The organism is Thalassospira sp. HJ (assembly GCF_000948415.1).
In the GTDB taxonomy this organism is placed as follows: Bacteria; Pseudomonadota; Alphaproteobacteria; order Rhodospirillales; family Thalassospiraceae; genus Thalassospira.
On the sequence record NZ_JYII01000010.1, the window covers coordinates 399,378 to 420,496 of the forward strand.

General features: G+C 55.5%; 22 protein-coding genes. 17 read left to right on the forward strand and 5 right to left on the reverse strand.

Annotated features, from left to right (window positions below):
- From UF64_RS20520 to UF64_RS07320, 7 genes are all read left to right on the forward strand, one after another.
- On the forward strand, nucleotides 1-165 hold the full coding sequence (locus UF64_RS20520) for a hypothetical protein (protein WP_161794604.1): 165 nt from the start codon (nucleotides 1-3) through the stop codon (nucleotides 163-165).
- A gap of 205 nt (nucleotides 166-370) precedes the next feature.
- Complete coding sequence (locus tag UF64_RS07295; protein WP_044827931.1) at nucleotides 371-1,225, forward strand: transketolase; 855 nt, start codon at nucleotides 371-373, stop codon at nucleotides 1,223-1,225.
- Nucleotides 1,222-2,265: a transketolase family protein gene (locus UF64_RS07300; protein WP_152630634.1), complete on the forward strand. Its 1,044-nt coding sequence runs from the start codon at nucleotides 1,222-1,224 to the stop codon at nucleotides 2,263-2,265. The genes UF64_RS07295 and UF64_RS07300 overlap by 4 nt, the downstream gene beginning before the upstream one ends.
- 49 nt (nucleotides 2,266-2,314) lie before the next feature.
- A complete protein-coding gene (locus UF64_RS07305; protein WP_044827932.1) occupies nucleotides 2,315-3,070 on the forward strand; it encodes an SDR family NAD(P)-dependent oxidoreductase in 756 nt (251 codons plus the stop codon).
- Between the two features lie 63 nt (nucleotides 3,071-3,133).
- A complete protein-coding gene (locus UF64_RS07310) occupies nucleotides 3,134-4,105 on the forward strand; it encodes a TRAP transporter substrate-binding protein (protein WP_044827933.1) in 972 nt (323 codons plus the stop codon).
- Nucleotides 4,106-4,119: 14 nt separating this feature from the next.
- Nucleotides 4,120-4,677 carry a TRAP transporter small permease gene (locus UF64_RS07315; protein ID WP_152630635.1) on the forward strand — a complete coding sequence of 186 codons (558 nt, stop codon included), beginning with the start codon at nucleotides 4,120-4,122 and terminating at the stop codon, nucleotides 4,675-4,677.
- A 12-nt stretch (nucleotides 4,678-4,689) separates the two neighbouring features.
- Nucleotides 4,690-5,946, forward strand: coding sequence for a TRAP transporter large permease (locus UF64_RS07320; protein WP_044827935.1), 1,257 nt, complete (start codon nucleotides 4,690-4,692; stop codon nucleotides 5,944-5,946).
- A gap of 2 nt (nucleotides 5,947-5,948) precedes the next feature.
- Here UF64_RS07320 and UF64_RS07325 read toward each other — a convergent pair whose 3' ends face one another.
- Nucleotides 5,949-6,926 (reverse strand): LysR family transcriptional regulator, encoded by a 978-nt coding sequence (locus UF64_RS07325; RefSeq protein WP_044827936.1) that lies wholly within the window; start codon nucleotides 6,924-6,926, stop codon nucleotides 5,949-5,951.
- A gap of 443 nt (nucleotides 6,927-7,369) precedes the next feature.
- Here UF64_RS07325 and UF64_RS07330 point away from each other — a divergent pair, with 443 nt between their 5' ends.
- The gene (locus tag UF64_RS07330) at nucleotides 7,370-8,143 is read left to right on the forward strand and encodes a carboxymuconolactone decarboxylase family protein (protein WP_044828227.1); all 774 of its coding nucleotides are present in this window, start codon (nucleotides 7,370-7,372) and stop codon (nucleotides 8,141-8,143) included.
- Nucleotides 8,144-8,237: 94 nt separating this feature from the next.
- Here the strand turns inward: UF64_RS07330 and UF64_RS19665 are convergent, their stop codons facing one another.
- From UF64_RS19665 to UF64_RS07345, 3 genes are all read right to left on the reverse strand, one after another.
- Nucleotides 8,238-9,551 carry an adenylate/guanylate cyclase domain-containing protein gene (locus tag UF64_RS19665; RefSeq protein WP_082049611.1) on the reverse strand — a complete coding sequence of 438 codons (1,314 nt, stop codon included), beginning with the start codon at nucleotides 9,549-9,551 and terminating at the stop codon, nucleotides 8,238-8,240.
- An 89-nt stretch (nucleotides 9,552-9,640) separates the two neighbouring features.
- A complete protein-coding gene (locus tag UF64_RS07340; RefSeq protein WP_161794605.1) occupies nucleotides 9,641-10,099 on the reverse strand; it encodes a cytochrome P460 family protein in 459 nt (152 codons plus the stop codon).
- A 128-nt stretch (nucleotides 10,100-10,227) separates the two neighbouring features.
- Complete coding sequence (locus UF64_RS07345; protein ID WP_044827937.1) at nucleotides 10,228-11,121, reverse strand: LysR family transcriptional regulator; 894 nt, start codon at nucleotides 11,119-11,121, stop codon at nucleotides 10,228-10,230.
- A gap of 178 nt (nucleotides 11,122-11,299) precedes the next feature.
- Here UF64_RS07345 and UF64_RS07350 point away from each other — a divergent pair, with 178 nt between their 5' ends.
- The 8 genes from UF64_RS07350 (at nucleotide 11,300) to UF64_RS07385 (ending at nucleotide 18,096) form a co-directional block, all read left to right on the forward strand.
- Nucleotides 11,300-12,007 (forward strand): NADPH-dependent F420 reductase, encoded by a 708-nt coding sequence (locus UF64_RS07350; protein ID WP_255353089.1) that lies wholly within the window; start codon nucleotides 11,300-11,302, stop codon nucleotides 12,005-12,007.
- Between the two features lie 132 nt (nucleotides 12,008-12,139).
- Entirely contained in the window at nucleotides 12,140-12,535 is a 396-nt protein-coding gene (locus UF64_RS07355) for a cupin domain-containing protein (RefSeq protein WP_044827939.1), read from the forward strand.
- Nucleotides 12,536-12,567: 32 nt separating this feature from the next.
- Nucleotides 12,568-13,278, forward strand: coding sequence for a dihydrofolate reductase family protein (locus tag UF64_RS07360; protein ID WP_052657489.1), 711 nt, complete (start codon nucleotides 12,568-12,570; stop codon nucleotides 13,276-13,278).
- A 213-nt stretch (nucleotides 13,279-13,491) separates the two neighbouring features.
- The gene (locus UF64_RS07365) at nucleotides 13,492-13,953 is read left to right on the forward strand and encodes a cupin domain-containing protein (RefSeq protein ID WP_052657520.1); all 462 of its coding nucleotides are present in this window, start codon (nucleotides 13,492-13,494) and stop codon (nucleotides 13,951-13,953) included.
- A gap of 6 nt (nucleotides 13,954-13,959) precedes the next feature.
- Nucleotides 13,960-15,360: an MFS transporter gene (locus UF64_RS07370; protein ID WP_044827942.1), complete on the forward strand. Its 1,401-nt coding sequence runs from the start codon at nucleotides 13,960-13,962 to the stop codon at nucleotides 15,358-15,360.
- Nucleotides 15,361-15,503: 143 nt separating this feature from the next.
- Complete coding sequence (locus UF64_RS07375) at nucleotides 15,504-16,589, forward strand: sorbosone dehydrogenase family protein (RefSeq protein ID WP_200892651.1); 1,086 nt, start codon at nucleotides 15,504-15,506, stop codon at nucleotides 16,587-16,589.
- A gap of 58 nt (nucleotides 16,590-16,647) precedes the next feature.
- A complete protein-coding gene (locus tag UF64_RS07380) occupies nucleotides 16,648-16,875 on the forward strand; it encodes a tautomerase family protein (RefSeq protein WP_044827943.1) in 228 nt (75 codons plus the stop codon).
- Nucleotides 16,876-17,016: 141 nt separating this feature from the next.
- Nucleotides 17,017-18,096 (forward strand): NAD(P)-dependent alcohol dehydrogenase, encoded by a 1,080-nt coding sequence (locus UF64_RS07385; RefSeq protein ID WP_369792943.1) that lies wholly within the window; start codon nucleotides 17,017-17,019, stop codon nucleotides 18,094-18,096.
- A 168-nt stretch (nucleotides 18,097-18,264) separates the two neighbouring features.
- On the opposite strand, the gene UF64_RS07390 is transcribed toward UF64_RS07385, so the two are convergent.
- Entirely contained in the window at nucleotides 18,265-18,927 is a 663-nt protein-coding gene (locus UF64_RS07390; protein ID WP_044827944.1) for a TetR/AcrR family transcriptional regulator, read from the reverse strand.
- A 147-nt stretch (nucleotides 18,928-19,074) separates the two neighbouring features.
- On the opposite strand from UF64_RS07390, the gene UF64_RS07395 reads away from it, so the two are divergent.
- Entirely contained in the window at nucleotides 19,075-21,111 is a 2,037-nt protein-coding gene (locus UF64_RS07395; protein WP_044827945.1) for an NADH:flavin oxidoreductase, read from the forward strand.
- Nucleotides 21,112-21,119: the final 8 nt, after the last annotated feature.

Below are 21,119 nucleotides of genomic sequence, written 5' to 3' on the forward strand. Positions count from 1 at the left end.
TTGGGTCGTATCGCGGACTTCCGGGATGGTCATGATGTTGTCGGGTGTGGCATCTGTGGCTGCGGTCATGCCAAGGCAGGTGGCACCCAATGCTGCGCCGAACTCGCCGCCAAGGACAGTTGCGATCAGTTCGATCCAGCAGCGAATGTCGGCATCAAGTCATGAGGTGCCAGTACTGTCCGACATGTTCATTACATAGCTGCCGATCAGATAAAATTGAGATAGGCGACAGGTAGCAGCACCTCGCGATTTCCAGTCGTGGATATATTGTTAAGTCCAGCTAACAAACTGTTTAATATTTAATAACAGAAATTTCCCTGTCAGGCTGGCATGCTCCTTCCACAACAAAAAGTTGATCTGGGAGGAAGTAATGACAGCAATACGTCGCCAAAGTGCGGCATCCAACGTATCTCTGGAGCGGCGCGCATGGAATATCCGGCGCAAGGCGCTATTGATGGGGGAAGTGCAGGGGCAGGGATATATCGGTCAGGCGCTTGGTGTGGCAGATGTGCTGGCTGCCGCGTTTTTTCATGTGCTTGAGTATCGTGCCGAAGATCCCGAATGGGAAGGTCGTGACCGTTTCCTGCTGTCGATCGGTCATTATGCTATCGCGCTGTATGCCGCTTTGATGGAAGCGGGCATCTTGCCTGAGGACGAGCTTGAAACCTATGGCATGGATGACAGTCGCATGCCGATGTCGGGGATGGCGTCCTATACCCCGGGCATGGAGATCACCGGTGGGTCCTTGGGACATGGTCTGGGCATTGCCGTTGGTATGGCGCTTGGTCTAAAGCGTAAAAACAATCCTGCCTTTGTTTTCAATCTGATGTCCGATGGCGAGCTTGGTGAAGGCTCGACCTGGGAAGCCGTGATGTCGGGCGTGCAATACAAGCTCGACAATCTGGTGTGTTTGGTCGACTTCAATGACCAGCAGGCCGATGGCAAAACCACAGCGGCCCTTGCCCGCGGACGTGAAGAAGACAAGTGGGCCGCTTTTGGCTGGCACACACAAAGAGTAGATGGCAATGACCTTAAGGCGGTCGTTGCAGCATTCGAAGCGGCCTGCAAGTCCGATCATCCCGGCCCGCGTGTGATCATTTTTGATACGACCATGTGCAAAGGGATCAAGTTCCTCGAAGAACGCGAAATCACCCATTTCGTGCGGGTGGAAGCTGATGAATGGGCCAAGGCCCTGACTGTTCTGGAGGAAGAAAAGCCCCAATGACGCTTGCTTCGATGAAACGCAAATATGAACCGCGCAAGGTTCAACTTGGCCCGGATGGCGAACGTGTTGCGACATCCGCAATGATTGCTTCGCTGGCAGCCGAGGGATACGACACCGTCGCCGCACCTTTTGGTCATGCGCTGCTGGAAATGGCAAAGAAAGACGAGAAAATTGTCGGACTTTCCGCCGATCTTTCAAAATATACCGACCTTTATGTCTTTGCACAGGCAATGCCCGACCGGTTCTATCAGATGGGAATGGCTGAGCAGGTTTTGATGTCGGCGGCTGCCGGATTGGCGCGCGAGGGTTTTAATCCCTTTGCCACGACCTATGCCGTTTTTGCATCTCGCAGGGCCTATGACTTTATAGCCATGGCGATTGCAGAGGAAAAATTGCCTGTCAAAATCTGTTGTGCGCTGCCGGGACTGACAACCGGATATGGACCAAGCCATCAGGCCACAGAAGATTTGGCGATTTTCCGGGGGTTGCCGAACATGACGGTGATCGATCCGTGTGACGCAGACGACATCATGGGCATGGTTCCCCAGATCGCGGCCCATGACGGGCCGGTTTATACCCGGCTGCCGCGCGGAAAGGTTCCCTCAGTCTTGCGGCAATACAAGCCGGATTATCAGTTCCAGCTCGGCAAGGCGCAAATCATCAAGGACGGTAAAGACGTTCTTGTCGTGTCGACAGGTTTTATGACCATGCGTGCGCTCGACGCGGCCAAAAAGCTTGCTGATGACAATGTCGATGTTGCCGTTTTGCATGTGCCGACAATCAAGCCGCTTGATACCGAGACCATTCTGGCCGAGGCCCGCAAAGGGGGGCGTCTGGTTGTGACGGCCGAAAACCATACCGTTGTCGGCGGTCTTGGCGAAGCTGTTGCACGAACATTGCTGACCGAGGGGGTGACGCCCGGTTTCAAAATGATCGGACTGCCAGATGAATTCCTTGAGGCCGGGGCCCTTCCGACCCTGCATGACATGTACGGATTGTCGGTGGAAAAGGTCGTTCAGAGCATAAAGGGCTGGCTCTGATGTCTGAAACTAACGTGATCAAAAATATCCTTAAGGGAGGAAAGAAGTCATGAGGCTTCTTGAGAATAAGTATGTTGTTGTGACGGGTGCGGCTTCACCGCGCGGACTTGGCAAAGCGACAGCACAGTTATGTGCCGAACATGGTGCGATCGTTGCCATTCTCGACCTTGATGCCGGGGCTGCCGAAGCGGCAGCTGCGGATCTTGCCGGGGGCGGGCATGTTGGTCTGGCCTGTGATGTAACGGATAAAGCTGCCTGCGAGGACGTCACCAAGACATTGCTTTCGAAATGGGGAAGGATCGACGTTCTGGTCAATAATGCCGGGATCACCCAGCCGCTCAAAACCATGGATATCGGCCCGGAAAATTACGATGCGGTTTTGGATGTGAACTTGCGCGGGACCCTGTATATGAGCCAGGCAGTTATTCCAGATATGCGAAAGCGCAAATCGGGCAGCATCGTGAATATGTCTTCGGTGTCGGCCCAGCGCGGTGGAGGGATTTTTGGCGGGCCGCATTACTCGGCAGCCAAGGCGGGTATCCTTGGGTTGACCAAGGCGGTTGCCCGCGAACTCGCACCTGATAATGTCCGTGTGAACGCCATCTGCCCCGGATTTATCGCAACCGATATCACGGCGGGCAAACTGACCCCGCAAATGAACGAGCAGATCCTTGCAGGCATACCGATGGGGCGCGCAGGTGCCGCGTCGGATGTTGCAGGCTGCGTACTGTTCCTTGCGTCCAATCTCTCTGCCTATTGCACAGGGACCGAGATTGACGTCAATGGAGGCTCATTGATTCATTGAGCCAAAGCATGGCGATCACGAGAAAGGCGCCATGTTCTAAAATGTAAAAAACGGGAGGAAACAATGAAGACAACAAAACAGCTTCTTATTGCTTTGGGAGCCGTCACCTGTATTTCGGGAACGGCTGTTGCTGACGAGGTGATTTTTGCGCATGGGTCAAACCCGGGCAACCCGCGCTATGTAGCAGCCGAGCGTTGGGCCGAACTTTACCAGCAATGCACCGGTGGCAATGACACGGTCAATGTCGCGCCGTCTTCGACCATGGGGGACGATGCCGAAATGCTGACATCGGCATCCGCCGGGATTATCCAAGTTACAGCCAATAGTCAGGGGGCAATGAGCCAGATTGTGCCGGAGGTCGGTCTTTTGGGCTTGCCGTTTCTGTTCAAGGACCTGCCAACAGCCTGGGAAGTCCTTGATGGTGATGTCGGAGACATGATCGATGCACAGGCACAGAATGCCGGTCTGAAGGTGCTTGGCTTCTGGGATAACGGTATTCGCAACATCACCCATGTTGAGAAAACGGTTGCGGAACCTGCCGATCTGAAAGGCATGAAAATCCGCACCCCGCCGGATCAGATGACGATTGATATCTTCGAGGCACTCGGTGCTTCACCCGCACCATTGGCGTGGTCGGAGCTGCCAAGCGCCCTGCAGGCAGGTACCTTTGACGGGCAGGAGAACCCGTTGGTAAACATCTATTCTGCCAAACTCCACGACATCACACCTTATGTGACAATGACGGGCCACAAATATGAGACCACCCCGGTTGTTGCAGGGTTGGCATGGTGGTCGGGTCTTGATGATGCCACCCGGCAATGCGCGCTGGACGCCACAGCCGAAGCAGGTAAGATCCAGCGTGGACTGGTTCTTGAATCTGACGAGGCATTGCGCCCAAAAATGGAAGAAGAAGGCGCAACTTTTGCTGAAGCAGACAAGGCTGCTTATCAGGAGGCGACCCAATCCGTGTACGATAAATATGCCAGCGAGTATCCCGAACTTGTCGCCGCACTGCGCAAGGCGGCAGGTCTTTAATGGATGCAGAGACAATGACGTCTGCAGCAAGTCAGGGAAAGGGGCGCTTGCGCTCCTTTCTCAAGCTCGTTCTTGGGGCGCTTAATCTGATTGAATGGGCCGGTCGCATTATTGTTGCGGCCTGTCTTGGTTCGATGTTTCTCGCACTGTTTGCAAATGTGGTGCTGCGTTATGTGTTTGGTTCGGGAATTGCCTGGGCCTACGAAATCCACGCGCTGCTTTTGCCGTGGTTGGTTTCCGGGGGCGTGGTGATCGCCTCTGCACGGGGACGGAATATCGCGGTCACGCTGTGTTCTGACATGCTTGCGCACCGTGCGCGGCTGTTCCTTAATTTTGCAATTCAAGGGATCATCCTGATCATTGCAATCAGCGTTCTGGTCAGTAGTCAGCCAATCCTCAAGGCATCGCAGTTCCAGACCCTTTCGACACTCGGGATCAAGCAGGTCTGGGGGTATTCCAGCATTGCCTTTGCATTCGGGGCAATGGCGATTATCGCCGGTCTTGAAATTCTGCGGACCCTTGCCGGCGAGGATGTGACCGATCCCGACCGCGAACATGCCAGCCTCAGCTGAAAGACCATTGATATGACACCTTCGCTGGTTTGGATTTTCTTCCTTCTTCTTTTTATTTCTGTTCCGGTCGCACACGCCATGTTGGGCGGGGCGGCGGCGGCCTTGTGGCTTGAAGGCAAGCCGATGGCCGTGATCGCCCAGCGGCTTTATACCCCGACCCAGAGTTTTCCGATGTTGGCCATTCCCTTTTTCATTCTTGCAGGGAATTTGATGATGTCGGGCAAGTTCGGGGTGTATCTTGTCAATACCGCCCGGCTGATTGTGGGGCATTTCAAAGGCGGGCTGGGACAGGTCTCCATCATCGGGTCTGTGATGTTTGGCGGGGTGTCGGGGTCTGCTGTGGCGGATGCTTCTGCCCTTGGGAATGCCTTGATACCGGTGCAGAAAAAGGAAGGCTATCCGGCAGGTTTTTCAGCCGCGATCAATTCAGCCTCTTCGACGATATCGGTTCTGATCCCGCCGTCGATCCCGCTTATTTTGTATGGCCTTGTTTCAGGCGTCTCGATTGTTGATTTGTTTATTGCCGGTATCCTGCCAGGGGTTCTGCTGGGTGTGGGGATGATGGCAACGGTTGGTTTTGTTGCACATCGCCGCAACCTTCCACGCTCCCCACTTGCGGGTGGTTTCAGCGCGTTCCGGATGCAAATGTTTGCTGCCCTTCCTGCTCTTTTGATGCCGGTGTTTGTGATCGGCGCTTTACGGTTTGGTGTTGCAACCCCGACGGAAGTCAGCGTTCTGGCTGTTGCCTACGCCCTGATCATCAGCGCTGTTGTCTATCGTGACCTCAGCTGGAAAGGCATTTGGTCGGCTGTTGTTGATACCGGGCTTATGACCGGGGCGGTGATGATCATCATCATGGCATCCTCGACGATACAGTGGGTATTGACCGCCGAACGTGTGCCACAAGAACTGGCCGTCTGGGTGCAGGCGACATTTGCCGAGCCATGGATGGTCATTATCGCGCTTAATCTCGTGATGCTGATTGTCGGTGCGTTTCTCGATCTTCCGGCGGCGGTACTTCTGCTTGGTCCGCTTTTTGTGACCATTGGCAACGCAATCGGTCTCGATCTGGTTCAGCTGGGATTAATGATGGTGGTAAACCTTGCGGTCGGGCTCTATACGCCGCCGGTCGGGACGACGCTTTTCATTTCGGCCGCGATCGCAAGGGCCGGGGTGGGTGAAACCGTCAAGGCGTTGATGCCATTCTATTGCGTGGCAATCATTTTACTTTTGCTGATCTCTTATGTGCCCGCACTGACGATTTATTAGGGTCAGGAGATGGTTGTGATAAGTTCCGGCCCTGATTCAGGCCGGAACTTGCAGCCCATATCGACAAGCAGACTGCGGGCTTCTAGTTCGTGTTCCTGCGCCTTGTCCTTTAGCCATCCGGAAAACCGATTGACGATCCGGCGATTGAAATGGCGCGGTGGGCAGACGAACCAGTAGGCTGGGAAATCGATGACATCAAAACCGATTGAAAAGGGCACCAGCTCACCGCGTTTGAGCTCAGGTAGGAAAAGCGTCAAGCTATCAAGAGCAATGCCGCCGCCCTGTTTGGCCAGTTCGATCGACATCGACGAGCGATCAAAACGAAACGGATATTCCAGACCCGTGACCGATATCCGGTTGGAGGCAAGCCACAAATCCCAGCGATAAAGTGCCTTAACACTGTCAATCAGGCGGGCGGCCTTGATCTGTTCGTTGGGGTCGTCTGAGACAGTGCGAAGATATGCAAGGTAATCCGGGCTGCAGACCGGCAGAACCAGATCATGCATCACCGGATCAACCGTCAATCCGGTCCAGCCGCCCAAACCGTAACGAAGATCGAAATCAATGGCTTCGGTATCGAAGGCCGAGAAATCCGGGGTGGCATCAATGCGTATGTTCCAATCCGGATTCTGCGCGGCAAAATCGGCAATGCGCGGGCCAAGCCACCTGACCCCGAAGCTTGGGCTGACACGTACTGTCAGGTTACGTGTGTCACGCTGTCTGCTAATCGCACTGCGGGCATTGCGAATGGCGCTAAAGGCCTGCGATGTGGTTTGAAACAGGCGGTCACCATCGGGGGTAAGCACCAGACGCCGTTTTTCACGGCGGAACAACCGGACCCCGAATTGCTCTTCAAGAATGCGGATTTGCTGACTGACAGCAGACGGCGATACGCCAAGCTCCGAGGCCGCCTTGGTTACGGTGCCAAGCCTTGCAACAGATTCAAAATACTCGGTAGCCCTGAGATTGATGTCGCGCATTTCTGCGTCTTCCGATCCAGCGTTGTGAAGCTCATTTCAGTTAGCTGAGCTTAAAAATCAAAGAAGTTCAGCTAACTAAACATCCGGCGCGAACAGGTTTGCTGTCAACCATACTTTTTCTTCTGTCATCTTCAGATCGGTTGCGCAGAAGAACCTTCGTTCCCGATGAGATCTGCTGCGTGATAAATGTGTGAACATGATTACGTTTAGGGTGAGATCGGCATTAGTTCCAATTAGCTTATACCAGTTTTGAAACTTTCTCGTCGCGTCGTAAGGCGTTGAGAAATATCGTTTTATGGGTTGTTCCAGTACGACTTATGACTTGATCTAATGGGTCTAATCGAATTGGGTAGCCTAGTTTTTGAGTGGGGCTGGCGTATCTCTGTTTGCAAGGCTTCCGGCACAGGAAGTTTTCCGCAACGCAAGCAAACAGGATGATCCAGATGAAAAAGCAGATTGTATCGACGGTATTCGCCCTTTCGCTCGCAGCGCCCGCGGTTCAGGCTCAGGAAAGCAGCGTAGCAGCGCCCGATCTTTCGGCGTTGTCGCGTGTGGCACCGGCCCTTTCGAACTATACGCAGGATGCGCTGTTTGACACCCTTTGGCAGCAAGATGACCTTTCGGCGCGTGACCGTGGCCTGATTACGGTTGCTGCCCTTGTCACCCGTCATGACACCGAAGACCTTGGCACTTATGTCAATGTCGCCCTTGATGCTGGTGTGACCCCGGCCGAGATTTCCGAAACCATTACCCATCTGGCCTTCTATACCGGTTGGAGCAATGCAACGGCTGCCTCCGAAGTGATCGCGCCGATCTATGAAGAACGCGGTATCGAGGTTTCCGAACTTCCCGCCGTCGATCCGGAATTGCTGCCGCTGAACCAGGAAGCCGAGGATGCGCGTCAGACCTTTGTTCAGGACACCTTTGGCGATGTTTCGCAGGGTGTGGTCGATAACACCGAACAGCTTCTTTTCCTTGATCTTTGGCTGCGCCCGGCACTCGCACCGCGTGACCGCAGTCTTGTGACCGTGGCCGCCCTGATTGCGGCAAGCAAGGTCGAACAGATGCCGTTCCATCTGAACAAGGCGATGGATAACGGGCTTTCGAAAGATGAGGCCTCGGCCGTTCTGTCGCATCTGGCATTCTATGCCGGCTGGCCGAACATCTTTTCCGCAATGCCGGTTGCCAAGGACGTGTTTGAGTCCCGGGCAAACTAAAATCGCAAACTAAATTCAAAGTCCCCCGACCCCGTGTCAAAGCCCCCTTTCGCCGCCGTGCGGGAAGGGGCTTTGTCCTTGGGCAAAGATCAAATCAAACGGGCAAAGAGAAAATCGCGACCTTCGTGCTGTGGCCGCGCACCGCGACCTCGCCCATTGGCACAAGCCGGGTATCCGGAAGCAGACTTGCCGTTGCCTCGGTCAGAAGCAGGGGAGTGTTATAATCCTTGTTCATGGCTTCGAGCCGTGCGGCGAGATTTACGGTATCGCCATGCACCGTATAGCTTTGCCGTCCACCACCCCCGACATTCCCGGCAATCACCGGCCCGCTATTGATCCCAATCCGAACCGAGAGGGTTTCACCGGCAAAGGTGGTTTTGCCGACGCTGTCCAGAATGTCGCACGCGGCATCAAAGGCGCTTTTGGCGTGATCATGATTGGCAATGGGAACATTGAAGACCGCAAGTATCGCATCGCCCTGAAACTGTGTGACCACGCCATCATGCTTGCCAATGACATCGGTGGTGGCATCGAAATAGGCATTGAGGATATCCACGGTTGCCTTTGGACCGCGGTTTTCAGTCAGTTGGGTGAAACCGGCAATATCGACAAACAGAATGGTGGCATCACGTTCGACCGGATCAAGCATGCCACGATCCTTGATCATCGTGTCGGCAATGCTTGCGGGCACGAACTGACCAAAGATTTGCGAAACAGTGTTGCGATCGCGTTCGGCATCGAACTGCCGATGAACGGTCTGACGCGCACGCTGCATGACAAGGGCGATGAGACAAGCAACAACCAGATAAATCAGCGCTTCCTGAACCCGGCTGCCGGTGCCGACGAACCGGTCACTGAGGAAGACGGAAAGAAACTGATCGGTGCTGGTGCTTTGGATGGCATCGCCCCATTCAAGCGGTGTTGCGACCTTTGAGCGCACCCAGAGGAAGGCTGTCATCCAACCCGCGGCCCCGATTGCGCCAGCCCACAAGACCAGCCCGGGTGAGAAGCTAAACGCCGCGACGGCCAGCACGATGTAGTAGTAATGAAAGACGTCGAACCGGAACGTGAAGAACTGTGGCAGGTCAAAGGACGGTTCCGGTGGAAAGATCGTCATCGCGCCGGAAATCAGAATGTAATCGACGGTCAGGAACGCATATTTGACCCATTTGCGATCCCAGACAGAGCCGATAATGGCGAAATGCAGAAGGCCGAAGATCGCCAGTACGACCATGGCAAAGATGATATCAAAGGATCTTTCCGGCGGTCTGGTGATCACCATCCAGATCCCCAGAACCAGAATGGCGACCAGCCGTCCCTTGATGGCAAGGCGAAGCCCGGCCTGCTCGACGGCAAAGAACATGGATTTCACGTCACTATAGGCGGTCTGGCCCGAAGGAGCGCGCATGGTTGCTGCCCGGTTATGAATGATCCCTGACAGGGTAGCTCACGACGAGACCAAAGGCAGCAATTTTAGCAGTAGGCGCGCATCATGACCTAGTCATCCAGCATCAGGTGATGGGTGAAGACAAAGTCGTTTTCGGCCTGTGAGGTGTGGCAGGACTGGCAACTGGTGCCGTCTTCGGATGCCTTGGCGACGCGGTTGGCATCCCATTCACGAAACAGCCACGATCCCGAAACGCTGTAGTCGTCCCACTCGGCGCGCTTTTCCATGGCGACATAGCGATAGAGTTTTCCGTCGCGATGATCTTCCATCATGATCACGGTGCCGTCGGGAAACGGTTCACCTGCCTTGGCAGCGGCGATCGCATCCGGCGAGGTAAAGAGTTCCTCGGTAATGCCGCCGCGCTTAAAAGTGCCGTAATGCACACCGTTTTCGTAGCCCTCGGGGAAGGTGACCTGTTCATTGGGAGATTGGGCGAACGCCGGTGCGGCCGCCAGTGTCATGGCGATGCAAAGTGCCGGAAGGGTCAGGCGTGAACGTGCATGGGGCATGGGCAAGGCGTCCTTTTGCGGGATCATGGCAGTAAAAGCATTTTGATCCCGCAAGCTTAGTTGCCCAAGTGGTCGATGATTAGTCAGGCTTCCCCGAAAGGTTTCATGAGCACGGCTCACATATCAATCTAGTCGCGATGGCGAAGCGCATCGACAATCACGCCAAAGGCCGGCGAGGATTGCCGACGGTGCGGGTAATACAGGTAGTAACCGGGGAAAGGCGGGCACCAATCGCCAAGCACGACCTGCAGACGTCCGGCGGCAATATGATCATTGACCAAATCTTCGGGCACATAGCCGATGCCGTAGCCTGCCAGGGCGGCATCGACGATCGGATTGATGGTGTTGAATGTCAGCTGCCCATCGACATGAACGCGAATTTCGCGATCATCCTTTTCAAATTCCCAGGCATAGAGGCCGTCATGGGTCGGCAGGCGCAGGTTGATACAGCTATGTTCGCCAAGCTCGCTGGGGGTTTCCGGGGCCGGGTGACTGGCAAGATAATCCGGCGATGCCACGGCCAGCATGCGGAAATCCGGGCCGATGCGAACCCCGATCATGCCTTCGGACACCTGTTCGCCAAGGCGGACCCCGGCGTCATAGCGTTCCGAAACGATGTCGGTAAGGCGGTAGTCCGAATTCACTTCGACCTTGAGTTCGGGATAGTCGCTTATGACGTCCTTGAGCTTTGGCCAGATGACGGTATCAGCCGCATGATCGGTTGCCGTCAGGCGGATCAGCCCGGCCGGGCGATCACGCATTTCGACCAGTGCGCGCAGTTCTACATCGATCTCGGCGAAGTGGGGTTCGATGCGCTCCAGCACGCGTTCACCGGCTGAGGTCGGGGCGACCTTGCGCGTGGTGCGTGACAGAAGCCGCATGCCAAGCCGTTCTTCAAGACCGCGCACCGTGTGGCTGAGTGCGGATTGCGAAACGCCGATCTGGGCGGCGGCGCGCGTGAAACTTCCCGCACGGGCAACGGCGATGAAGGCCAGCAGGTCGACAACATTTTCACGCAACATGTTTTGCGCTCCGTTTGGTTGCAGGGTCGGTTGCAGAGTCGGGCGAACGGTCGGTCTTGGCATGGGTCAGCATCGAAACATCAACAAACCGATACGTTTAGCAGACCCTTGGTCATATAGGTATTGTTACATCAATGAGCCAAATTCATAAGAGCAATCTGTGGATTTGACTGGTTTCATGAGAACCAAGTCACAATCTTTAGCGTTAAGACCCCATAGAATCATTCAGGTCGCAAGCAGGAGAATTGAATTGAAAATTGGAATTCTGGGTTCCGGCCTGATGGGCGCGAAGCTTGGCACATTCTGGGCCAAGGCCGGGCATGATGTGATTTTCAGCTATGCCCGTAGTGAGGCAAAACTGAAGCGTCTGGCCGATGGTGTCGAAAACGGCCAGTTCGGTTCGGTATCGTTCGCGGTTGAGAATTCCGATGTGCTGTTGCTCGCCGTGCACTGGTCGCGGATTGATGATGTGTTGTCCCAGGCAGGCGATCTTGCCGGCAAGGTGGTTGTAAATTGCTGTGTGCCACTCGATCTGCAGAACCGGGATCTGGTGGTTGGCGCAACAACATCCGGTGCGGAGCATCTGGCAAGCCTGCGGCCCAAGGCGCGCTGGGTATCGGCGTTCAACACCACGCCGAGTGAAGTTTTTGAGACCGTCTTTGCCAACAAGGGCAAAGGCGAGCGCGCCGACGTTTTGTATTACGGCGATGATGCCGGGGCCAAATCGGTGGCCGCCGATCTGATTAGCGATATGGGATTTTCCCCATGTGATGCCGGCGCCCTTCGAACCGCGCGGTTCTGTGAACCGTTCGCCATGATTACAGCCGAGCTTGCCTATGGTCAGCCCGGTGGGCCGAAACTGACCTACCGGTTCGACAAGCATTGATCAAAGGCCATTTCATGAGCACCGCTCATAATTGCTTGTTGATTTTCCGGACTAGTGAAATCGGCTGACAGGCATAGGTTTAGGATATGCCCGACCAAACGATCGCCGGGCTCAAAATTTAGGAGATCGAAAATGAAAATCACGCGTGTTGGATCAAACCCGTCGGGCAAGGGCCCGGCAGACTGGTTTACCGGAACTGTCCGTGTCGATCCGCTGTTCGCCGCCGAAGAACCGGGCCGCGCATCGGGTGCACATGTGACCTTTGAACCGGGCGCACGTACCGCATGGCACACCCATCCGGCGGGTCAGACCCTGATTGTGACGTCTGGCAAAGGCCGCGTGCAACGTGAAGGTGGCCCGATCGAGGAAATCTTCCCGGGCGATGTTGTCTGGTTCCCGGCCGAGGAAAAACACTGGCACGGTGCATCCCCGGAAACCGCGATGTCGCATATCGCGATCCAGGAAAGCATCAATGGCAGCCCCGTCACCTGGATGGAGCATGTCAGCGACAAGGACTATGAGGGCTGATTGCCAGCCCCATCGGAAAGTTTGGAAGACACATGCGCCCCACGATTGTTTGTCACATGATTACCTCGCTTGACGGGCGGCTTTGGGCCGAACGTTGGGGTAATCCCCATGGTGGCACCATCGATGATTTGATCGAGCGTCACTATGACCGTGTGGCAGAGACTTTTGGTGCGGATGGCTGGATGGTCGGCCGCCGCACCATGGAACATTACGCTGCCGGGATCCGTGAAAAAGCCGTGCCCGAAGCATCGCGCAACCGCCCGAACCATCTGGCGGCACGCACGTCCGAAACCGTCGGGGTCGCCTTTGATCCGTCTGGCCGGCTGCTTTGGGACGGGGGCGAGATCGATGGCGATCACGCGATTGTCGTTCTTGCCGATACGGTCGAGGAAAGCCATCTCGAGCACCTTCGTGAGCAGGGCGTTTCATACCTGTTTGCCGGGCCGGATGGCATGGATCTTGACCGTGCCCTTTCGGTGCTGGCGAGCGAATTTGGTTTGAAGAAGCTGCTGCTTGAAGGTGGTGGCAAATTGAACGGGGCGTTTTTGCGTGCCGGTCTGATTGATGAAACAAGCACGCTGATCTGCCCGACCATTGATGGGCTTAAGGGTGTGCCATCGATCTATGACTATCACGGAGACGGCCAGGAATTTCCCGCTGCCAATCAGGAATTATCCCTGATCGGTAGCGAAACGCTTGAGGGCGGTGTTGTGTGGCTGCGCCACGCGGTTCTTCGCTTTTGACGGGTCCTTGACCCGACGTCTGGGCCAGACAGGCAGAAGACTGCTTTGACATGTTGCCGATGATCGTGGTGCGCACGCGATCACCGGCAAAACAGTCGGGGTTCTGGCAAGGATTACCTCCCGAAAAGACCGCGTGCGGGTATTCGGGCAGCATTTCGGCTGCCCGGAATGGATGCCTGCGCCCAATTGATATGCCCAATGGAGATTTTCGAGATGTTCAGAACGCTTATGATCGCTTCCGCCATGACAGTTTGCGCCACCGGTGCGATGGCCGAAGGCCTGGTGATCACCAAGAATGGCGACCGCGCCGGCATGATGGGATCCCCGGACCTGTTCACGGGTGACGTTTATGTCGAAATGGTTTTCGAAAACAAAGACCCGTTTGTCGTCAATAGCGGCAAGGTCACCTTTATGCCCGGCGCACGTTCGAACTGGCACACCCATCCGGCAGGTCAGATGCTGATCGTGACCGAAGGTACCGGTTGGGTGCAGGAAGAAGGTAAGGAAAAGCACGTGATGCAGCCGGGCGATGTTGTCTGGTGCCCGCCGGGTGTCAAACACTGGCACGGAGCGACCGACACGACATCTGTCACCCACTATGCTGTTCAGCAATTTGAAGACGGCAAGAATGTCGAGTGGCTGGAACCGGTTACCGATGCGCAGTTCACGGAATAAACATTCATGACGGCAGACCAATCTGCGGCGGGGGCATCCAGTGCCCCCGCACTTCTTGTTATTGCGTTGGCAACGTTGTTGTCGCTGGTGGTGTTTACCCTGCCACTGACGACGATCATCGCCATTGGTGAAACCTTTGCCATCAGTGCCGGCGAACAGGCCTGGATCATGAGCGGCATGCCGCTTGGTGCTGCGGCCGGGCTTCTTGGTGCCGGGGCATTGGGCGATAATTACGGCTATAAGCGCACCTTTCAGGGCGGGCTTGTGGTTTTGTTCGCCTCCTCAATCCTGGGGGCATTGGCACCTGATGCCTTTGTCCTGATTGTTGCGCGTGTGTTGCAAGGTATTGGCTGCGCGGCAGTAACTGCGTGCGGACTTGGCCTGATCGGGCGGATTTATGACAGTAGTCACGACAAGGCCCGCGCAGCTGCGATCTGGGCAGCGTCACTGGGGGCAGGTGTTGCCATCGGTCCGATTGTTGCGGCCCTTCTTTTACCCATCGGCGGCTGGCGCAGTTCGCACTGGATGGTGGTGATTGCGACCGCCTTGCTGGTGCTGCTGGGCCATCAATTGTTGCCGGGGCGCCCGAACAAACGTACGGCGCGTCCGATTGACGTGCCGGGATCGATCCTTTTGTTCATTGGCATGTCGTGTCTTTTGGCGTCATTGACCGAATTGCGTGTCGGCGCTTATGTCATTGTCGGCATCTTGGCCGTTATCGGTGTTGTGGGAACCGCCCTTTTTGTTCGTACCGAATTGCGATCAAGCAACCCAATCCTGCAGCTTGGTCTGTTCAAGGATGCCGGGTTTGTCGGGGCGACGGTTGCGGCTTTTGCCTCTGGCGCGGGTATTCTGTCGCTGATGACACTGACCCCGGTGATGCTTGAACAGGGGATCGGGTTTAGTCCGTTCAAGGCGGCACTTGTTCTGACAGCCTGGTCAGCAATGACGGCGGTGGCCGCGTTTCTTACGCGCTACCTTCCGCGCAGTCTGACACCGGGTTTGTTGTTATCGGTCAGTATTACCGGCTGTCTTGTCGGGCAGTTATCGCTGCTGTTCATGGCACCGGATGCCGGATATGTCGCCGTTTTGCCCGGCCTTTTTGTGGCGGGGATTTCGAACGGGGTTTTAAACGCATCACTTGGCCATCAGGCCGTGCATCACGTGCCGGTCGAACGCAGTGCCATGGGCAGTGCGGCGAACAATACCGCGCGTTATCTGGGATCATCCGTCGGGATTACCATCATCGCCATCGTGATCGCCAACGGGGCGGAACATGGCGGGACAACTGGCCTGTTTGAAGGATGGCGACAGGCGATTGCAATTACGGGTGGCTTTACGGTTCTTGGGCTGATTGCGCTGTGGATCCCGATGGGCCGACGCCGGTTTATGAACCGGGCTCATTAGTTCTATTGGTTTACCTGGGATTATCGCATCCGATTTCCCGGGTAGATTAAGGGGACGTTGATTTCGCCTAACTGCGACCCCCAATTTCAAATGCCGGAACCCTAGAGATGTTCACAAGAACCATGCCCAAGAGTTTACGACATATGCCCCGCGCCCGAACTGTTCGCCGCTTTGCCCTTGTAGCCGTTTGTGTGCTTGGCACATCTGCGACCGCAGCATTTGCCAATGACACCAGCTTGACGGCTGCCCAACTGATGGCCGATCAAGCGCGTGATTGGCAGGTCGAAGTCATCAGTGATGAGCTTGCCTATCCATGGGCGATCCGCCCGATTGAGGGGGGCTTTGTCATGACCGAGGGGGAAGGCAATATTGTCCATCTGGTCGATGGCGAGCTGCGCCGGTTTGCCCTGCAAAGCTCGGACCCGGTGGTCCATGAAGGGGGCAGCGGGTTGATGGGGCTTGCCCTTGCCGGTGACTTTGCCCAAAGCGGCAAGGCATGGCTTTATTACAGCTATCGATCCGATACCGGTGCGCGGTTGAACAAATTGGTGACAGCAGAATTTGACGGCCAGTCGTGGCGTGAAACGGCTGTGTTGTTGGATGGTATTCCCGGTCACCGACTTTATAACGGCGGGCGAATTGCCTTTGGCCCGGACGGGTATCTTTATGTCACAACCGGCTGGACAGCAGACCCGGCTTTGCCGCAAGACCTTGAAAGTCTGGCGGGCAAGATCCTGCGCATGACCCCGGATGGGGCCATTCCCGATGATAACCCGTTTGCGGGATCCTATATCTGGTCTTATGGGCATCGCAATCCGCAAGGATTGGCGTGGAATTCGGATGGAGTCATGTACGCCGCCGAGCATGGCCAGTCGGGCAATGACGAGCTTAACCTGATTACGGCTGGCGCAAATTACGGCTGGCCCGCGGTCGAGGGGAATGACAGCCGCGACGGCATGCAAAGCCCGATCATCCATGCCGGGCGCAATACCTGGGCACCGTCGGCGATTGCCATGGTTGATGATGTGGTGTTGATTGCGGCCCTTCGTGCCAAGGCGCTTCTGGCTTATCCGCTTGAGGCATCCGAGACCACGGAAGTGCTTTCGACCAATGAACGCTACCGCGATGTCTTGCCGCTTGGTGATGCGCTTTATGTGATTACGACCAATCGCTCCCCGCGAAGCTCCGGCCCGAATGAAGGTGATCGGTTGCTGCGCATTACGCCTTGATGGTTTGCGGTCGGACCGTTCCTATATCCAATTAAACTTCGAACAAAGGACGACCCAAATGCCCCATGTCATTGTCAAAACCTGGCCGGGAAAGACTGAAGACCAGAAGAAGCGTCTGGCAGATGCCATTACCAAACATGTGATGGAAATCTTTGAATATGGCGACGAAGCCGTTTCAGTTGCGATCGAGGAAGTCGGTCCGGATAACTGGAAAACAGATGTCTATGAACCCGACATCAAGGCCAAGCCGAACCAGCTCTACAAAAAGCCCGGGTATGAGATGTGACGGGCCGATAGACCGGTAACCCATCTGGAAATGATGCCTTTCTATTTATGAGACGGGCTCATCATAGAAAGAAAATAATACCGTCTAATCACTGAGTTTGGCGGTGGCTATGGTTTGGACTATGGGCGCGGACTATGCGCCATGACTTTTACCAACACTATGGAGGTTGCTTTGGCAGTTAGGGCTTTTGGTGCTTATGCAGGCGACAAACCGCTTGAGGCCATGGATATCGAACGCCGCGCGACAGGCGCGCACGATGTCAAAATCGAGATCGCCTATTGCGGTGTCTGTCACTCGGATCTGCATCAGGTGCGCGCAGAGTGGGGCGGAACCCGTTGGCCCTGCGTGCCCGGTCACGAGATTGTTGGTCGCGTCACCGAAGTCGGCGGCCATGTAAAGAATTTCAAAGCCGGTGATCTGGTAGGTGTTGGTTGTATCGTTGACAGCTGCGGCGAATGCCCGGAATGCGCAGACGGTTATGAAAACTACTGCGATGGCATGATCGCGACCTATAACTTCCCGACCGAAGATGCGCCGGGTCATACTCTTGGTGGTTATTCGCAGCAGATCGTGGTCAATGAAGGCTATGTTCTTCATGTCAAACATGACGAAGACAAGCTTGCCGCTGTGGCACCGCTTCTGTGTGCGGGTATTACCACCTATTCCCCGCTCAAGCATTGGAACACCGGTCCGGGCAAGAAAGTCGGCATCGTCGGCATCGGTGGCCTTGGCCATATGGGTGTGAAAATCGCCCATGCGATGGGCGCCCATGTCGTTGCCTTCACGACATCTGAATCCAAACGCGAAGCGGCGCTGGCCCTTGGCGCGGATGAAGTTGTTGTATCGCGCAACGAAGACGAAATGGCAGCCCATGCGCTTAGTTTCGATCTGATCCTGAATACCGTGGCTGCACCACACAATCTTGATGCCTATATCAATCTGCTCAAGCGTGATGGCACCATGACCCTGGTTGGCGTTCCGGCCGAAGCACATCCGGCCCCGAATGTTGCCGCCTTGATCTTCAAGCGTCGTTCGCTTGCGGGTTCGCTGATCGGTTGCATTCCGGAAACCCAGGAGATGCTCGATTTCTGTGCCAAGCACAACATCGTCGCAGACATCGAAATGATCCGTGCCGACGAGGTTGATGCTGCCTATGACCGCATGATCAAAGGCGACGTCAAATACCGCTTCGTGATCGATACTGCGTCGCTTGCGGGTTGATTAGCCAGAAAGCTGGTTTTGATCCAAGATTTAACCCCACACCACATTTTGTGATGTGGGGTTTTGTTTTGTGCCCAATGCAGAGCAGTAGCTGGCCTTGTGGCAAAATTGGCCTTTCGATAGGTGAGCATCCATTCTGGGTCAAAGTAATGCACTCGTTCTGGTTCGTTACTTCTTCGACGTGAACTCATGTCGCGCGTAAAACCTGTTGAGTTCGTTTTGCGTTGGCGCCTGTCCGCAGAATGTTTCGACATAGCCCGGAATGCGGGCCATGCGGACAGAGAGGTCTTCGTTGGCTTTCATCGAGATATAGCCAATCTGCACCAGATAGATGGCGCGCGCGCGGACATCGGCCATGCGTTCGTCCTGGCCAAAGCGGATGAACAGTTTGGCAAGTGCATCCAGGCGTTGCTGATCGGCCTTTTCAATTTCGGCCCTGACGTCATCGGACTGCATAGACCAGCTACGCACGGCAAATTCCAGGCGCGAATCAAAAAGGTCGGGCATCAGCCAGAGATCGATGATGTTAAGCATCGCTTCTGAAACAGACTCGGCATAGGCCTCTGTCTGTTTGATCAGATTGCCGGTGTTTTTCTCACGCCAAAGGTCTAGCAAGGCGCCCAGCAATTCCTTCCGGTCCTTGAAAAACCAATAGAAGCTGGTGCGTGACAGGTTGAGGCGCTTTGCCAGTGGCTGAATCTTTACACCATCCACACCGGTTTCAAGCAACGCCTCATAAGCCGCGTTCAGCCAGATCTCGGCCGATCCGCGCCAGCCGCTGTTTTGTCCGGCGCCATTTTGGGCGGCGGTATTTTCAATTTGTTCTTCCATGGACGTGTCCTTAGCAAACTGCCCGGTTCGGGACAAGCGAAGTGTACATCAATGTATCTGAAATATACATTGGTGAACTTAAAATTGACATAACTGTACATTTCTGAATATCGTCATTGGCAGAGAGATCAAACCGGAGCCCCGCACATGTCCAACGACCCGCTTCTTCAGCCCTATCAGCTTAAACATCTGACGCTGCGTAATCGCATCATGATGACCTCGCACGAACCGGCTTATCCCGAGGATGGCATGCCGAAAGACCGTTATCGCGCCTATCATGTAGAGCGCGCCAAGGGTGGTGTTGCCATGACCATGACGGCGGGATCGGCTGCGGTGTCAAAGGACAGTCCGCCGGTCTTTAACAATCTGCTGGTCTGGAAAGACGAAGTTGTTCCGTGGATGAAGGACCTGACCGATGCGGTGCACGAACAGGGTGCCGCGGTCATGATCCAGCTGACCCATCTGGGCCGCCGCACGCGATGGGACAAGGCAAACTGGTTGCCGGTTGTCTCGCCATCACACAGGCGCGAAGCCGCGCACCGGGCCTTCCCGAAAAAGATGGAAGACTGGGATATCGAACGCATCATCAAGGATTATGCCGACGCGGCCGAGCGCATGAAGGCCGGCGGCATGGACGGGATCGAGCTTCAGGCCTATGGCCATCTGATGGATCAGTTCTGGTCACCGCTGACCAACGATCTTGATGGGCCTTATGGGGGCAGTATCGATAACCGCCTGCGCTTTACCTTTGATGTTCTGACCGAAATTCGCAAACGCGTCGGGCCGGACTTCATTGTCGGTGTGCGCTATACCGGGGATGAGGACCTTGATGGTGGTTTGACCCAGGAAGATGGTCTTGCGATTTCCAAGCGCCTAAAAGACAGTGGCATGGTCGATTTCCTCAATGTCATTCGTGGGCATATCGATACCGATGCCGGCCTGACCGATGTGATCCCGATTCAGGGCATGGCGAACTCGCCGCATCTGGACTTTGCCGGCGAAATTCGTGCCGCCACCGATTTCCCGACCTTCCATGGTGCCAAAATTCCCGATGTCGCAACCGCACGCCATGCGATTGCATCGGGCAAGATCGATATGGTCGGCATGACCCGTGCCCATATGACCGACCCGCATGTCGTCCGCAAGATTATCGAGAAACGCGAGGAAGAAATCCGCCCCTGTGTCGGCGCCAACTATTGCCTTGATCGTATTTATCAGGGCGGCTCGGCCTATTGCATCCATAACGCAGCCACGGGTCGTGAGCTTTCGATGCCGCAAATCGTGGAAAAGGCAGAAACCCGCAAAAAGGTCGTGATCGTCGGGTCCGGCCCGGCGGGTATGGAAGCCGCGCGTGTTGCCGGTGAACGCGGTCATGAAGTTGTTGTCTATGAAGCCGCCCCAAATCCGGGTGGGCAAATTCGCCTGACCGCGCAAAACGAACGCCGCCGCGAAATGATCAGCATCATCGACTGGCGCATGGCCGAATGTACCCGCCTGGGCGTGAGCTTCCATTTCAACACCTGGGCCGAAGCAGATACAATCACGGCGGAAAAACCAGATGTCGTCATCATCGCCACCGGCGGGATGCCCGATACCGAGGTGCTTTCAAAGGGCAATGATCTTGTGGTTTCAAGCTGGGATATCATTTCAGGTGACGTCAAACCCGGCAGTAATGTTCTGGTCTATGACGATGCCGGGGACCATGCGGGTCTGCAAGCAGCTGAACTGATTGCCCAAAGTGGTGCCAAGGTCGAAATCATGACGCCGGATCGCGCCTTTGCGCCAGAAGTCATGGCGATGAACCTTGTGCCCTATATGCGCAGCATGCAGAAGCTTGATACCACCTTTACCGTGACCTATCGCCTTGAGGCGGTCGAAAAGCAGGGCAACCAGCTGATTGCGCATGTTGGTAGCGACTATGGCGGGGTGGCCAAGCAACGGGTCGTTGATCAGATCGTGATCAACCACGGCACCATTCCGCTTGATGATATCTATTTCGATCTCAAGCCCGGTTCATCGAACCATGGCGAAATGTCCCATGATCAGCTTCTGGCCGGTCAGCCGCAGTCGGTTGTGCGCAATCCGGACGGGGCCTATCAGCTGTTCCGGATCGGTGATGCGGTGTCCGCGCGTAATACCCATGCGGCAATCTATGATGCGTTGCGTCTGTTAAAAGACGTCTGATGTGCAGG

Bases quoted from the DNA above. Each gene is read 5' to 3' on its own strand.
- UF64_RS07295 (WP_044827931.1), top strand. From the start codon at position 371: ATGACAGCAATACGTCGCCAAAGTGCGGCATCCAACGTATCTCTGGAG.
- UF64_RS07300 (WP_152630634.1), top strand. From the start codon at position 1,222: ATGACGCTTGCTTCGATGAAACGCAAATATGAACCGCGCAAGGTTCAA.
- UF64_RS07305 (WP_044827932.1), top strand. From the start codon at position 2,315: ATGAGGCTTCTTGAGAATAAGTATGTTGTTGTGACGGGTGCGGCTTCA.
- UF64_RS07310 (WP_044827933.1), top strand. From the start codon at position 3,134: ATGAAGACAACAAAACAGCTTCTTATTGCTTTGGGAGCCGTCACCTGT.
- UF64_RS07315 (WP_152630635.1), top strand. From the start codon at position 4,120: ATGACGTCTGCAGCAAGTCAGGGAAAGGGGCGCTTGCGCTCCTTTCTC.
- UF64_RS07320 (WP_044827935.1), top strand. From the start codon at position 4,690: ATGACACCTTCGCTGGTTTGGATTTTCTTCCTTCTTCTTTTTATTTCT.
- UF64_RS07325 (WP_044827936.1), bottom strand. From the start codon at position 6,926: ATGCGCGACATCAATCTCAGGGCTACCGAGTATTTTGAATCTGTTGCA.
- UF64_RS07330 (WP_044828227.1), top strand. From the start codon at position 7,370: ATGAAAAAGCAGATTGTATCGACGGTATTCGCCCTTTCGCTCGCAGCG.
- UF64_RS19665 (WP_082049611.1), bottom strand. From the start codon at position 9,551: ATGCGCGCTCCTTCGGGCCAGACCGCCTATAGTGACGTGAAATCCATG.
- UF64_RS07340 (WP_161794605.1), bottom strand. From the start codon at position 10,099: ATGCCCCATGCACGTTCACGCCTGACCCTTCCGGCACTTTGCATCGCC.
- UF64_RS07345 (WP_044827937.1), bottom strand. From the start codon at position 11,121: ATGTTGCGTGAAAATGTTGTCGACCTGCTGGCCTTCATCGCCGTTGCC.
- UF64_RS07350 (WP_255353089.1), top strand. From the start codon at position 11,300: ATGAGAACCAAGTCACAATCTTTAGCGTTAAGACCCCATAGAATCATT.
- UF64_RS07355 (WP_044827939.1), top strand. From the start codon at position 12,140: ATGAAAATCACGCGTGTTGGATCAAACCCGTCGGGCAAGGGCCCGGCA.
- UF64_RS07360 (WP_052657489.1), top strand. From the start codon at position 12,568: ATGCGCCCCACGATTGTTTGTCACATGATTACCTCGCTTGACGGGCGG.
- UF64_RS07365 (WP_052657520.1), top strand. From the start codon at position 13,492: ATGTTCAGAACGCTTATGATCGCTTCCGCCATGACAGTTTGCGCCACC.
- UF64_RS07370 (WP_044827942.1), top strand. From the start codon at position 13,960: ATGACGGCAGACCAATCTGCGGCGGGGGCATCCAGTGCCCCCGCACTT.
- UF64_RS07375 (WP_200892651.1), top strand. From the start codon at position 15,504: ATGCCCCGCGCCCGAACTGTTCGCCGCTTTGCCCTTGTAGCCGTTTGT.
- UF64_RS07380 (WP_044827943.1), top strand. From the start codon at position 16,648: ATGCCCCATGTCATTGTCAAAACCTGGCCGGGAAAGACTGAAGACCAG.
- UF64_RS07385 (WP_369792943.1), top strand. From the start codon at position 17,017: ATGACTTTTACCAACACTATGGAGGTTGCTTTGGCAGTTAGGGCTTTT.
- UF64_RS07390 (WP_044827944.1), bottom strand. From the start codon at position 18,927: ATGGAAGAACAAATTGAAAATACCGCCGCCCAAAATGGCGCCGGACAA.
- UF64_RS07395 (WP_044827945.1), top strand. From the start codon at position 19,075: ATGTCCAACGACCCGCTTCTTCAGCCCTATCAGCTTAAACATCTGACG.